This is a genomic window from Micropruina glycogenica, assembly GCF_900289045.1.
GTDB classification, from domain to species: domain Bacteria; phylum Actinomycetota; class Actinomycetes; order Propionibacteriales; family Propionibacteriaceae; genus Micropruina; species Micropruina glycogenica.
In genome coordinates this window covers 2,856,665-2,870,243 of sequence record NZ_LT985188.1, presented here as the reverse complement: position 1 = coordinate 2,870,243, position 13,579 = coordinate 2,856,665, and the positions used below count along the sequence as shown (strand labels likewise).

The 13,579-nt window shown below is 69.6% G+C and carries 12 protein-coding genes; 6 read left to right on the top strand and 6 right to left on the bottom strand.

The window, feature by feature from the left end:
* Positions 1–29 precede the first annotated feature (29 nt).
* The 3 genes from MPLG2_RS13455 to MPLG2_RS18565 all read right to left on the bottom strand — a co-directional run bounded on the left by MPLG2_RS13455 (position 30) and on the right by MPLG2_RS18565 (position 1,918).
* Entirely contained in the window at positions 30–692 is a 663-nt protein-coding gene (locus MPLG2_RS13455) for an alpha/beta fold hydrolase (protein ID WP_105187677.1), read from the bottom strand.
* A gap of 481 nt (positions 693–1,173) precedes the next feature.
* The gene (locus MPLG2_RS13450) at positions 1,174–1,581 is read right to left on the bottom strand and encodes a hypothetical protein (RefSeq protein WP_158681212.1); all 408 of its coding nucleotides are present in this window, start codon (positions 1,579–1,581) and stop codon (positions 1,174–1,176) included.
* Positions 1,529–1,918 (bottom strand): hypothetical protein, encoded by a 390-nt coding sequence (locus MPLG2_RS18565; RefSeq protein WP_158681211.1) that lies wholly within the window; start codon positions 1,916–1,918, stop codon positions 1,529–1,531. Before MPLG2_RS18565 ends, MPLG2_RS13450 begins: the two co-directional genes overlap by 53 nt.
* Before the next feature lie 118 nt (positions 1,919–2,036).
* On the opposite strand from MPLG2_RS18565, the gene MPLG2_RS13445 reads away from it, so the two are divergent.
* Positions 2,037–2,981: a helix-turn-helix transcriptional regulator gene (locus MPLG2_RS13445; protein WP_105186569.1), complete on the top strand. Its 945-nt coding sequence runs from the start codon at positions 2,037–2,039 to the stop codon at positions 2,979–2,981.
* A gap of 31 nt (positions 2,982–3,012) precedes the next feature.
* Here the strand turns inward: MPLG2_RS13445 and MPLG2_RS13440 are convergent, their stop codons facing one another.
* Entirely contained in the window at positions 3,013–3,675 is a 663-nt protein-coding gene (locus MPLG2_RS13440; RefSeq protein WP_105186568.1) for an EcsC family protein, read from the bottom strand.
* Positions 3,676–3,981: 306 nt separating this feature from the next.
* Here MPLG2_RS13440 and aat point away from each other — a divergent pair, with 306 nt between their 5' ends.
* The 5 genes from aat to MPLG2_RS13415 all read left to right on the top strand — a co-directional run bounded on the left by aat (position 3,982) and on the right by MPLG2_RS13415 (position 10,804).
* Entirely contained in the window at positions 3,982–4,683 is a 702-nt protein-coding gene (gene aat, locus MPLG2_RS13435) for a leucyl/phenylalanyl-tRNA--protein transferase (RefSeq protein WP_105186567.1), read from the top strand.
* The gene (locus tag MPLG2_RS13430; protein WP_105186566.1) at positions 4,676–5,539 is read left to right on the top strand and encodes an Fpg/Nei family DNA glycosylase; all 864 of its coding nucleotides are present in this window, start codon (positions 4,676–4,678) and stop codon (positions 5,537–5,539) included. Before aat ends, MPLG2_RS13430 begins: the two co-directional genes overlap by 8 nt.
* 330 nt (positions 5,540–5,869) lie before the next feature.
* Positions 5,870–7,447: a polyprenol phosphomannose-dependent alpha 1,6 mannosyltransferase MptB gene (gene mptB / locus MPLG2_RS13425; protein ID WP_173909629.1), complete on the top strand. Its 1,578-nt coding sequence runs from the start codon at positions 5,870–5,872 to the stop codon at positions 7,445–7,447.
* A gap of 38 nt (positions 7,448–7,485) precedes the next feature.
* A complete protein-coding gene (locus tag MPLG2_RS13420; RefSeq protein ID WP_158681210.1) occupies positions 7,486–8,217 on the top strand; it encodes a hypothetical protein in 732 nt (243 codons plus the stop codon).
* A gap of 295 nt (positions 8,218–8,512) precedes the next feature.
* Entirely contained in the window at positions 8,513–10,804 is a 2,292-nt protein-coding gene (locus tag MPLG2_RS13415) for a prephenate dehydratase domain-containing protein (RefSeq protein WP_158681208.1), read from the top strand.
* A gap of 65 nt (positions 10,805–10,869) precedes the next feature.
* Here MPLG2_RS13415 and MPLG2_RS13410 read toward each other — a convergent pair whose 3' ends face one another.
* Positions 10,870–12,426: a diacylglycerol kinase family protein gene (locus MPLG2_RS13410; RefSeq protein ID WP_105186563.1), complete on the bottom strand. Its 1,557-nt coding sequence runs from the start codon at positions 12,424–12,426 to the stop codon at positions 10,870–10,872.
* Positions 12,427–12,465: 39 nt separating this feature from the next.
* Complete coding sequence (locus MPLG2_RS13405) at positions 12,466–13,392, bottom strand: Dyp-type peroxidase (RefSeq protein WP_105186562.1); 927 nt, start codon at positions 13,390–13,392, stop codon at positions 12,466–12,468.
* Between the last annotated feature and the right edge of the window lie 187 nt (positions 13,393–13,579).

Sequence of the window (13,579 nt, the reverse complement as noted above, 5' to 3'; positions counted from 1 at the left end):
GCAGCCGTCAGAACTTTCGCCAGACATCATCACCCCGCAGCGTCGGCGATCAACTGCGCCAAGGCGGCGGGCTGGCTGACCATCGGCCAGTGACCCGAGTCGAGGTTCACCAGGGTCAGCTTCGTCGCCTTCGCGAGTTCAGGCAGGTCACCGCCATCGATCCACGCCTTGGCGTCGTCGGGGCTGAACTCGGGGCAGATCAGCGTCATCGGCACGTTGTAGCGGGCCGGGTTGCTCAACCGGACGACGCCGTCGGCCACCCCGCGCGGCATGGTCACCATCTCTGCCTGCATGGCTGCACGTGAGGCCGCGTTCAGGTCGGCCGCGTCTTCTTCGAAGTCACTCCAGCCCAGAAAGTCGACCGAGCCGGTACCCGCAGGCAGAAAGCCCGCGTAGGCCTCGCCGTCGGCCCCCGGAAAGCCGCCGATCAGTACGACACCCGCCACCTCGCGCGCGTCGGCTGCCAGCCAGGCGAGCGTGGCAGCGGCGGAATGACCCACCACCAGCGGCGGGTCGTCACTGGCGTCGACGGCCGCCAGCACGGCGTCCACCTGGTCGGCGAGGGTCGCCTCAGCGTGCACCGGCAGGTCAACCGCGCTCGCCGTCAGCCCGAGTCGCTCGAGTTCATCATGCACCTCGGCCCACACCTGCGGCTTCAGCCACAGCCCCTGAATCAGCACGATGTCGGTCATCGCCACTCCTCTCGTCGCGCACGACGCTATGGAGTCATACGGACGATCGGCGTCCGGGTTCGATCAGGCGGGACATTCCTGCTGGAGACGGGTCGTGGAAAGCCGCCTGACTGTAGGCTCGACCCAGGTCGACGGGTCGACCTTCCCCCATGCTCGGTCAGCACGGCATCAAATCGGCTCCACCCCCATCGCTTCCCGCCTCGCCGGGTGTCTGGTCATGCTCGCCGATGTTGTCCACGATCGCTGCCCGGGCCGCCGGTCCGGCTCGGCCGCTGTGGAACCGAGTCGCCTTCATGACTCTGGTGTTGCCAAGGTTCGGATCCTCCGGACATGCCGGGGCGGTTCAGTCTCGGTGCCGCCGCCGGGTGCGGGCCGTGCGGTGGTGTTCCCCGCCGCGTCAGCGGCGTAGCTGGCGCTACCAAGAGCGCTGCCGGTGGTGGTGGTACCGGTCACGAAATGCGGCCGCGCTACCCAACCACCGTTACTGGCGTAGTCGTAGGTGGTGGTCGATGCAGCCGAAGGGGTGCGGTCCACCCGTTTCGATGTTTTTGCCGATGGTGTCGGTCGTGCAACTCGTCCAGTACGGCGCCGGACCACCCAACGATGCTTGCGAGCGTGCCGACGGATCACAATCAGCGCTGCTCGGCGTCCACGCCTCGGTGAGCTGCTGCTGGTAGTCGTAGCTGAAGCACTGATTGTCCACCGTGCCACCAGCCAACGTCGCTTTCGCTTCGGTGAAGTTGCCGGCCGGGTCATAGGTCAGGTCAGTACGTTCATCGAACGTTGACGTGCCCTCACGGTTCAGCTGCATGCGGGTCATCCGCAACGTCAACGGATCAGTCGTGAACGAACTCATGCTGTAATGCCCGGTGTGGGTGCCGAACACCATCGCCGACAACGTGCCCCACTCCAAATATGCGTACATACGTTGCGGTCGTCGACCCCAACGTGCCGGTGAACGAATCCGGCCGCCCGGCAGCGGTGCAGCCGGTGGTCAGCGTTTCGGCCGGCACCGGCCCCGTGGCCGGCAACGATTGCGTGTTCACACTGCCGTCAGGGTTGTAACTGATCGTCGAGGTGTAGGTACCGGCCAACTGAGCACCAATCACGCCCACGATCTGCGGAACCACCACCGACGTGCTGGTCGCCCGACCAGCCGAGTCGTAACTGTTCACCCGGTTCGTGACGACGCCGGCTTCCAGGGGGCCAGCCTCGACGTCTTTCAAGACACGATGGATCTGGGTGCCTGGAGCGACCGGGCGGCGTCGATGCGGGTGGTGCAGGGGTAGCCGACCACGACAGAACCCGGACGTGCGCCGTCCGTGATCCGCCTACGCTGAGGCCATGGACGACAGTCCCACCGCCCGCGCGCTGCGCACGCTCGACCTGATTCACAACCGTCCCGGTATCACCGCCGCCGAAGTGGCCGACCGGCTGGGCGTCACCGAGCGCGCCGTGCGGCGCTACGTGCTCACGCTGCGCGACGCGGGGGTGCCGGTGCTCGGCACACCCGGCCGTTACGGCGGTTATCAGGTCGGCAAGGGCGTCCGGCTACCACCGGTGGCGTTCAGCGGTGCCGAGGCATTGGCGCTGGTGATGGCGGTGGTCGACTCGCGCGCGGGGGCACCCTTCGATTCGCCGGTGGGTGAGGGCGTGGGCAAGCTGCTGCGCGCGCTGCCCGACTCGGTGGCCCGGCCTGCCCGGCAACTGTGGCAGCACATCGCGGCCGCACCGTCGGACTTTCCGCGCCCCGACCCGGCGGTGACCAGCGGACTGATCGAGGCCGTGGCGGCGTGCCGGCGGGTGCGGCTGGGCTATCGCAGTGCGGCGGGCCACGAGTGGACGGCCGAGGTGAACCCGTGGGCCGTGGTCGTGCGGCGGGGGCTGTGGTACCTGCTCTGCGCGATCCGCGAGGGCCAGGTGCGCACCTACCGGCTCGACCGCATCACCACCCTCGACCTGCTGCCCACCAGGGCCGACGTGCCCGCCGACTTGGACGCCGTCGCGCAGCTGGAACACAGCCTCAGCCAGAGCTGGGACTACCCGACCCGGGTGCGCTTTCCGCGCACGACGCCCGAGCGGGTGCGTCCGTGGCTGCCCGGCACGATGGGCGAGCTGGTAGCCGATGGTGACGACTGCCTGCTGATCGGCACCACCAGCAACCCCGACATGTACGCGGGGGAGTGGCTGGCGCAGGTGCAATTGCCTTTCGTGATCGAGGGTGGCGACGAGCTCATCGACGCCATGCGGCGGTTGACCGACAAGCTGAGCGGTTCGCTGCCCTCCTGACTCGTCGGGTCGAACTGCGCGTAAGAGACGCTCAGCGGCGCCGACGGACGAACTCGCGTCGCGCGTACTGCCCCAGCGCGTAGGTGAAGTAGCCGTCGGTCGCGGCGCCGACCGGGCCGCCGACGAACGGTATGCGCTTGGCCACCTGCACGATCGCGTGCTTGCCGGCCATCTTGGTGCCGAGGTCGCCGAACACACGCTCGCTGACGTGGTGGTCGAGCACCGGGTCGAACACCGGGGCGGTGGCCACCAGGAACGGCGGGCCGGGCAGCCTGCCGGCGGCCACCTGCTTGCGCACGTCGTCTTCGCCGAGCATCGCCATGGTGAGCGCCACCCGTACGCGACGGTCGTCGACGTCGTAGCCGCGCAGATGCACGATGGCGGCGATCATGCGCATCTGCACCACCGCGAGGCCGGCCAGGTTGGCGGGCAGCGCCACGGGCAGGGTCAGCAGGCCGCCCAGATTGGTCAGAAAGCCCTGCGCGCCGGCCAGCCCGACGTGCTGCATCACCAGCGAGTCGACGGCGGCCTCGTGCTCACCCCGCGACTGCAGGGTGCGGGCGGCGGCGGCCCTGGCCCCGGGAATGCTGCCCCGACCCTCGATCGCGAACTCGAGAATGGTGCGCAGCACGTTGCCGGCGACCTCGGGGGCGCGCTGCACGAGCGTCTTGCTCGGCTCGGGGGTGGTAGTCATGTGCGGGGCCCTCCTGGCTGGCTGCGTCCGCTCCAATCTACTCAGCGCACCGGGGCTCACCATCGGGGACCACCCCCGGGCGCCCCGGGCCGCCTTGGGTGTGAATCGCCACTTTGTGGTTGAAATGATCGCGGGTCGTCCGCGTGATCGAACCCAGCGCCACTTTCTGGTTGAAATAAATACCCATAGGGGGTATCTATTTCAACCACAAAGTGGCGCGGCGCAGCGGAGCTCCTTCTTGCACCCGCCATAACCACCAGAAAGTGGCGAAACCCTTTACGCAAGCCGTGGTGGCACAATCGGGCCATGAGTCGACCCGGCATCTTCGGCCCTGCGCGGGACTGGCCCGCGCAAGACCTGATCGGGCTGTCGGACGACGTCGACCCCGACCTGGTGGTGCTGGCCTATCGGTGCGGCGTGTTCCCTATGCCACTGCACAACTCGTGGTTTCCGGCCCGCATGGGCTGGTGGTCGCCGATGCGTCGCGGCGTGCTGCTGCCCGACGGCCTGCGGGTCACCCGATCGCTGCGCAAAGCGGCCCACCACTACACCACCACCGTCGACGCCGCCTTCGACCGGGTGCTGGCCGGCTGCGCCGACCCGTCGCGTCCGCACGGCTGGATCGACGACGACATCGTGGCGGTGTTCACCGAGTTGCACGAGCGCGGCGTCGTGCACTCCGTTGAGACCTGGACGCCCGACGGACGCCTGGCCGGCGGCCTCTACGGCGTGTCGATCGGCGGCCTGTTCGCCGGCGAGTCGATGTTTCACGACCGGGTGATCGGCCGCGATGCCAGCAAGGTCGCCCTGCTGCGGCTGGTCACGGCACTGACCCGCGACGGGGTCACCGACCGCATGGTCGACGTGCAGTGGCGCACCGACCACCTGGGTTCCCTCGGCGTCATCGAGATCGACCGCGACGAGTACCTGGCGGTGCTCGACGAGACCCTGGTGCTGCCCGCGCCCGACTGGACCGCCGAGCGACGATTGGAGCCCGAGGTTGCCTGAACTGCCCGAGGTCGAGGCGCTGCGCGCGTTTCTGCAGCAGCATCTGATCGGCGCCACCATCGCCCGCGTCGAGCTGCTGGCGTTCAGCGCGCTGAAGACCTTTCAGTTGCCTTTGGCGGCCCTGCAGGGTGCCGAGGTCACCGAAGTGCGCCGGTACGGCAAGTTCATCGCCATCGACGCCGGCGGCAGTTGGCTGGTGTTTCACCTGGCCAGGGCCGGTTGGTTGACCTGGATGGACGCCATGCCGGCCAAGCCCGCCCGGCCCGGACGTGGGCCGTTGTCTCTGCGGGTGGTGCTCGACGACGACTCGGGTTTCGACCTCACCGAGATGGGCACCCAGCGCAAGCTGGCCGTGTACGTGGTGAACGAGCCGTCCGAGATCGCCATGGTGAGCACGCTGGGCCCCGATCCTCTGGCCGACTCGTTCGACTCTGACGCGCTGGCCGCGATTCTGGCCAAGGCCGGACGGGCCCAACTCAAGGGTGTGCTGCGCGACCAGCGGGTGATCGCCGGCATCGGCAACGCCTACAGCGACGAGATTCTGCACGCCGCGAAGCTGAGCCCGTTCAAGCCGTCCAACGCGTTGACGCCCGACGAGCAGGAGCGCCTGTTCCGGGCCATCAAAGATGAGTTGGGCGACGCCATCGAGCGCTCGGTCGGCCGCGCGGCCAAGGAACTCAAGGGCGAGAAGAAGATCGGCCTGCGGGTGCACGGCCGCACCGGTGAACCCTGCGACGTGTGCGGCACCACGATCGCCGAGGTCAGTTTCGCCGACAGCTCGCTGCAGTACTGCCCCGGCTGTCAGACCGGCGGAAAGCCCTTGGCCGACCGGCGCATGTCGAAGCTGCTCAAGTAGCGGCTCGTCGTCCCCCAGGACGCCGGGATCTCCGACTCACCACGTGCGGATTGGAGATCCCCGGGGCAAGCCCGGGATGACGGTGTGGTTGGGCTCTGGTCATCCCGGCGTCTCTCGTCATCCCGCGGACGCCGGGATCTCACAACTCTCCACGTGCGGACGGCAGATCCCCAGGGCAAGCCCGGGATGACGGTGTGGTTGGGTGTTCGCCCCGATGTCGAGAAGTGCGGCGGCTGATAACAAGCTGGTCTCGACCGAGCTCCCTGCGTGGGGGTGTGGCCGACTGCGCCGATAGTCTCGGGCTTGCTGTCCCAAACCCCGAGGAGCACCATGGCGAACGCGCTGGCCGCCCGAGCGCGCGCCGTGCTGGCCTCGCCCTGGACGACCAGCCACCGGCTCGGCCTGCCGCTGGTCATCGCCGCGACCGCCGTGACGGTGCTGATCGGCTTCATGGGGCCGTCCGCGGTGGCCTTGCGGCTCGGGCCGCGCAACAGTCTGCTGCCGCCCTGGTACCTGCCCACCGGCTGGGTGCACGTCAACGAATGGGTGGCCGTCATCTCGCTGTGGGTCGGCCTCGCCGCCGGCTCCGTCGGCTTGTGGATCTGCTACCGGGCGGTCGAGCTGGGGTGGCGCCCGAACGTCCGCCGGTTGTTCGTGCTGGGCGCCCTGCTCAGCCTGGCCACCTCGCTGGTGCCGCCGCTGACCTCGGCCGACGTGCTGATGTACGCCGCCTACGGACGGCTGATGGTGCTGGGCTGGAACCCCTACGACATCACCCCGGCCAACATCATCAGGCAGGAGTACGACCCGGTGATGCGCTGGGTCGAGGCGCCCTGGCAGGACACCCCGTCGGTGTACGGGCCGATCGCGTCGTTCAGCCAGTGGCTGGCCGCGACGCTGGGCGGCGACAACATGCATCAGGTGGTCTTCTGGCTGCAGATGTTCGCGCTGATCCCGTTTCTGATCGTCGGGCTGATCGTGGTGAAGATGGCCCACGGCGACCCCGCTTTTCAGACCCGGGCGGTGCTGTTCACCGTGCTGAACCCCATCATGATTTGGTCGATCTGCGCGCAGGCCCACAACGAACCGCTCACCCTGGTGTTCGCCGTGGCCGGCTTCTGGTTCATCAGGCGCAACGCGTGGCTGGCCGGGGTGGGCATCGGCCTGGCCGGCTGCGTCAAGGTGTCGCTGGTCTACTACGGCATCGCGATGGTGTGGGGTTACCGTCACCAGCCGCGCAAACTCGTGGCGCTGTGCCTGGCCGCCGCCGGCACCATCGGCCTCGGCTACGGGCTGTTCGCGCCGCAGGCGTTGTTCGCCGCCGCCCGTAACACCAGCTACGTGTCTGCCGGTTCCTGGACCGAATGGCTCTACGCACTCGGCCGAGTGACCATCGGCGACGGGCCCGCGCGCCAAGTGATGGGCCTACTCGGCCTGACGGGCCTGTTCGTGATCGGCTGGATGCTGTCGCGGCTGCTGCCCTGGGTGACCGCTCCCGGGGCCCCGCTCGGCACCGACCCGCGCCGCGACCCGCTCACCATCACCGTTCGCACCGCTGCGCTGTTGACGGCGGCCTGGCTGATCACCTCGCCCTACACGCTGAGCTGGTACGACCTGATCACCTGGGTGCCGCTGTCGCTGATGGCGGCCAACCGGCTCGACGTGATCACCATGTGGCGAGGCACGTGGCTCTCGCTCGCCTACGTCACCGGACGGGTGATCGAGTTCGGCCCCGGCGTGGTGGTGGCGGGCTTCATCATGCGCGACATTCTGTGCACCGCGGCGCAGATCGGCGCCATCGTCTGGGTGGTGTGGTGGTGGCGCAACGAGGGCGGCGAACTGCCCAGCATTCGGTTGCTGCGCGACGGGTGGCGCCGGTTCCGGGGTCGTCCGGCATTGGCCCCATAACCCGAGCCGCTGGACCCGGTCTCGGTAAGCTCCGGGGCGTGGACGGGGCGCGCGCGACTCTTGCGGCACGGGCCGGACGGTGGGCCGCGCTCGCCGCCGCAGTCGTCGTCGTGATCGCGATCGGGTTGGGTGTGGTCGGCGCGCGGCTCGGGCCGCCGCTGCCCGCACCGACGGTTGCCGCGCCGAGCGTGGGCCCGGCGTCCACAGTGCCCTCGCCACCGCTGCGCCGGGTGATCGTCAATCCGCTGACCCACCGTTTGCAGGTCGAGCAGTACCTGGTGGGCGAACTGCCGGGAAAGCCGTTCTCATGGTCTGACCCGACCTCGACCAAGGGCATGTTCACCGAGGCAGTGATCGGCGGGGTCGAGAGCGACCCGGGCTACCGGGCCGGCGAGAACCTGCCGCCCTCGATCGTGGTGGCCGACATGGAGCCCGCCGCCGTCATCGACGGCGACCTTGCCGGCACCGCCCGCGGCGTGGCGGCCGAGTTCGCGCAGCGCATCTTTCGTACCCTCGGCGACCTGGCGGTCAGCGACATTCGCTCCGACGACCCCACCACGATCGGCGATTACCCGGCGCAGTGGGCGCACGCGAACCTCGGTGGCACCCTGACCGGGGGAGTGCAGGAGCGGATCGGTCTTTCGGTGTTGCTCGTCACGCTGCCCAACGGACGCCACTTCGCCTTCATCGAGGTGAAGCCCGACCGGCCCAACGCCACCCCGTACTTCGCGGCGATCGACGAAGCGGCGGCGTCCCTGCGTGCCGCCTGAGGAGGCTTTGACCAATGCCGTCGGGTGAGTGCGTCGAAACCCACGGTCGTGGAGGTGTCGAGCCAGAGATCCCGGCTCTCGCCGGGATGACGGTGTAGGTCGAGCGTGCTGGGACGTGGGGGCTGAACGGGAACCGGGACGGGTTCCGATTACCGTTCACCACCCCCGCGTCGTCCGGGGGCTTGACGCGGGATCTCGCGCCGCGCCGAACTGCCCGGAAGGGGCGGTCATGGGCCCGTCTGTGACCCAGGCGTTCATCCGGGCTCGACCAGCGTCGAATCCCTAGACTGTGGCGGTGACTTCGACCGCACCGCCCGACGCCGAGCCGCGTCGGCTGGTCGTGGTGGGCGCCGCCGCAGGCATGGGCCGGTGGCTGTCCGACCACCTGTTCGCCGGCCTGCCTTGGCAGCAGGTGGTGCTCATCGACACCGCCCAATCTGCCGCCCTGCTCGCCGGCGCCGCTGCCGCCTACCGGGGCACCCCGGTGGCCACCGGCACCCTGGCCGACGTGACCGCCCACCTGGCCGACGAGGGCTTCGTGATCTGCGTCGCTGTGCCCGACGGGGCCGCTCCCGGCGTACTGGCCGAACTGGACGCCCTGGTGCCACGTGATGCGCCGATCGTGCTGGTCAGCGTCGGTTTCGCCTGGGCCATGAACGTGCTCGCCGCCGTGCCCGACCGCACGGCCGTCGCACTGCACCCGCTGCTCGACACCAGCGCCCGTTCGCTCGACGGCCAGACCGTGTGCGCCACGGAAGTGCGCGGCGTGGCAACAGGCTGGCTCGCCGGCGCGATCACCGGACGGGGCGGCATCTACACCGTGCTGTCGCCCGAACAGCACGACCGCAGCATGACCTACGTGCTGGCGCTGGCGCATCAGTCGCTGCTGGGTTTCGTGACCGCCGTGGCCGACAGCGGGCTCGACCTCACCGCCGAACTGTGGGCCACCCGCACCCCACTGTTCGAGGCATTGCTGGGCCTGGCGGTCAGCGTGCTCGAAGAGAACCAAGAGGTCACCCTGGCCCACGTGCAGGCCGCCCTCGACGGCGACCGCGCCCGGGCCGAGTTGGCTGCAGCCGCCGAGGCCGTCGGCGCCGCGGCGGCGACACCCGAGTCGCTGCCGGCCCGGGTGGCCGCCACCCGTGACCGGTTCACCGGCGCATTGTTCGACACCGTGCGCAACACCGCCACCGCCACGCTCAGCGCCGGCCAGTCGAAGCGCGCCACCCTGGCCCGCGTGCGCCGGCTGGGCGGTCTGGTGGGTCTGCACCCGAGCGGACGTCCCGACAAGCTGCGCGTGGGCCGGCTGGTCGAGCTGACCCCGGTGCATCTGGTGCTCGAAGAGTTGCTGGTGGGCCCCAAGGGTGAGGCGGCGCTGCTGCACGGGCCAGGCGTGCGCAACGCCAAGCGGCTGGGCCGGCGCGGCACGGTGGTGCGCACCCGGTTCGGCATCGGCCACGTCGAGGTGCTGTCGGACGCCGAACTCGAGGTGGCCCTGGACGCCTGGCTGGCCCACGTGCGGCGCGACATCCGTTTTCTGGTGCCCGAGTCGGTGGCCGGCCAGGGCGTGGCGTCGGTGGTGCGCGAGCAGCGCGGCGTCGGGGCCGCCGACCTAGTCTCAGAGGCGGTGCGCACCGGCCAGCGGGCGGTGGTGATTCGCACCGGTATTCGGGCCGACCTCGACCTGGACGCCACCATCGAGGCCCTGCGCAAGGCGGTCGAGGTGGCCTACGCGTGGCCGCACGGGGTGGCGCGTCCGACTCGTGGGGCGCAGCCCGACCTGCGCTACCTCGGCCCGCCCGGCAGCTTCTCCGAGAGCGCCGCGCGGCAGTTCGCGGTGGGCCTGACCGGGGCCGGTGAGGCCGACGTGCACATCGGGCCGATCGGGTCGTTCGACGAGGTGCTCGCGTTCGCCCGCGGCGGCGGGCTGGGCGTGCTGCCGATCACCAGCTCGGCCTCGGGCCTGGTCAGTCGCGCGGCCCAGGCGCTGCTCGGCACCGACGCCGACCTGGTCGCCGGCGGCGTGGTCGACGTCGCGGTGCGCTTCGACGCCTACGCGGCGGCCCCCGTTGTGCTGGCCGAACTGCGCGGCGCGCCGGTGTTCAGCCACCCGCAGGCGCTCGCCCAGTGCGCGAACTTCGTCACCCGCTGGGGGCTTGATCCGCAGCCCTGCGCATCAACCACCGACGCCCTGCTGAAGCTGCGCGAGCTGGACGGCCCCGCCATCGCGATCGCGTCATCGGGAGCCGAGGCCGACCACGACTTCGTGCACGTGGTCGAGCGCGAGATCGACGACCTGTCGGGTTCGATCACGCGCTTTCTGATCGTCGGCCGTCCGGACGCCTTCGCCGAGCACAGCGACGGCTCCGACCCCACCCTGCGGCGCATCGTGGTGGCTCCGAACGTGGCCTCGATTGCGCACCTGGTGGGCCGCGGCGCCGGCTTCGACGAACTGCTCACCGACTCCGACGGCGCCTGCCTGTGGGTGAGCAGCCAGACCCTGGCCGACCTGCCCGACGGCGTGCGTGACCTCGGCTCGGTGCCGTGGTCGCCCCGGACCCCCGTGGTGCGTCCGACCCCCGGCTGAACCCTTCGCCGGTCGTCGGTCGAGCTTGTCGAGACCCTGTCGATACCCCAATCCCGCGCGATCGATTACGCGGGCACCATCACCGTCAGCGTCTGCGGCACCACCGTGGCCCGCATGCGGCGGCACTCGCCGGACGCGTCGCCGTCCAGCTGGTATTCGACGGGCTCGGTGCATTCGATCAGCACCTCGCGACCCTGGCCGCGGTCGATCTCGGACGCCTCTGGCACCGGCAGAATCACGCTGGTGGTGATCTTCAGCCAGTCGGCCACGCTGGTGGCCGAGGCCACGAACACGTCCAGCAGGCCGTCGTCGAACTGGGCGTCGGGCAGCAGTTGCACGTTGCCCTGCAGCTGCCCGACGTTGCCCACCATCACCAGGCCGGCGTGCCGCTCGAAGGGTTCCGCGTCGTCGAGGGCGACGGTCACATCGAACGACGGCAGGTTGGCCGCGTCGCCCGCCGCCACCACGTAGGCGGCCGGACCGATCACCTTCTTCAACCCGTCGTCGGTGCCGCTCATGATGCGCGCGTCGAGCCCCATGCCGGCCATCACCGCGATGTGCTCGGGGGCGTCCGCGTCGTCGATCACCACCTCGATCAGGTCGATGCGGTCTTCGCGGCCGTTGAAGATCACCTCCAGCGCCGCCGACTCGTCGAGCGGAATGCCCAGGTTGCGGGCCAGCAGGTTGCCGGTGCCCGACGGCATCAGCCCCAGCGGCACACCGGTGCCCGACAGCTCGGAGCAGACCACCCGCACGGTGCCGTCGCCGCCGGCCGCCAGCACCAGGTCGACCTTGGCCTCGACGGCGGTGCGGGTCATGCCGCGACCCGGATCGTCGGCCGAGGTTTCGAGGAACATCGGCGTGTAGCCGTTCTGCGCGCACTCGTACTCGACGTGCCGCCGGAACGCCGCCCAGTCGGGAATCTTGGTCGGGTTCACCACGATCGCGCACCGCTTCGTGGCCTTCGCCGCCACCGCTGCGGCGCGGGTGGGCCGTTCGGGTTGCATGTGCACGCGGGCCACGGCCACCGCCAGGCTGGCTGCGAAACCACCCCATAGCAGGCCGCCGACCAGGTCGGTGACGTAGTGCGCGTGCAGCACCCAGCGGTCGAGGGCGACGATCACGATCACCGCGATGCCCAGCCAGCGCCACAACTCGATCACCCGGCGCGGCTGCCGGGTGGTGGTGGTCACCGCGATCGCGATCAGGGCTCCGGTGACCACGGCCACCATGTGCCCCGATGGGTAGGAGTAGCCCTGGTTGGTGATCAGTTCCGGAATCGAACCCGGCGGACGGTCTCGGTGCAGCAACTCGCGCAGCAGCGCCTGGCCGCCCCAACCCAGAGCGATCGAGAGCACCACCGCAAGGGTCAGGTTGCGCAGCCGGCGGCGGAAGGCCCACACAGCCATGCCGGCCAGCGCGGTGTAGACCACCCAGGGGTGAAAGGTCACCGCGACCGCAGCGGCGATCTGAATGTCGGGGTACTGCCAGTGCGGGGGCCGGGCCTCGAGGGCGTCCAGGCCCGCGAGCGCTCCCGCGAAGGTCAGCCACGTCCACAGCGCAAAGCCGACCCCGAACCCGAGGGTGGCGAGGGGCGCGAGGCCGAGCCGGCTGAACCGCATGCGTCATTGTCACCTGTCGCTACGGCGAAGTGCGGCACATCAGGCCAGTTTGGGATCGTCCAGAAAATCGACGGTGGGAATGTAGAACAGGCTGCCGGTGACGGCGGTCGAGAAGTCGAGAATGCGGTCGTGGGTGCCCACCGGGTCGCCGATGAACATGTTGTGCAACATGCGCTCGATCACCGCGGGATCGCTGGCGTAGCCGATGAAATAGGTGCCGTACTCCTCACCGACGGTGCCGAACGGCATGTTCTCGCGCACGATCTTGAGGTCGTTGCCGTCGGCGTCGGTGATGCTGTTCAGCACGACGTGGCTGTTGGCGGCCTTCTTCGCATCGGGAATCTCGATGTCGTCAAGCTTGTGCCGGCCGATCGCGGCCTCCTGCTGCTCGACGGTCAATCCGTTCCAGGCGGTCAGGTCGTGCAGGTAGCGCTGGGTGATCAGGTAGCTGCCGCCGTCGAAGGGCGGGTCGTCGGTGATCGTCACGGTCTGCAGCGCCTCGTCGCCCGAGGGGCTCTCGGTGCCGTCCACGAAGCCCAGCAGGTCGCGCTCGTCGAAGTAGCGAAAGCCCTGCAGCCGGTCGGCCACGTCGACCAGGCCGTCCAATCGCTCGAGCAGCTTGTCGGCCAGTTCGAAGCACAGGTCGAACCGCTTGCCGCGCACGTGCAGCACCAGGTCGCCGGGGGTGGACGGCGCGACGTGCGTGCCGCCGTCCAACTCGATGAAGGGGTGCAGCCCGTTCGGTTTCGGCTTTCCGGGAAAGAGCCGGTCCCATGCGGCCGAGCCGATGCCGGCCACGCAGGTGGTCTGCGCGTCGGGGTAGCGAAAGGCCACCGCCCTGATCACGCCGGTGAGGTCGGCGATCGCTTCTAGCACAGGCTGGTCGTCGCCCTCGCGCAGGGTGAGCACGAGCACCACCGCAGCCTCGGACGGCGGCACGACGACGGGTTGGCTGATCGGGGCCATGGGGTGCTCTCTTTCTGGCCGGAGGGTGCGGCCCAGGCTAGCGCCGTGCATCCCGGGTCGGCCATGGCCTTCGGCACGGCTGGCCCGCCGCAACGCTACAGAAATAGCAAGAAGCTACGTATATGTCGGTAGCCATTCGCTATTTGCGTAGCCATGCCGATCGAGCGATGGACGTCCGGCCGCCCGC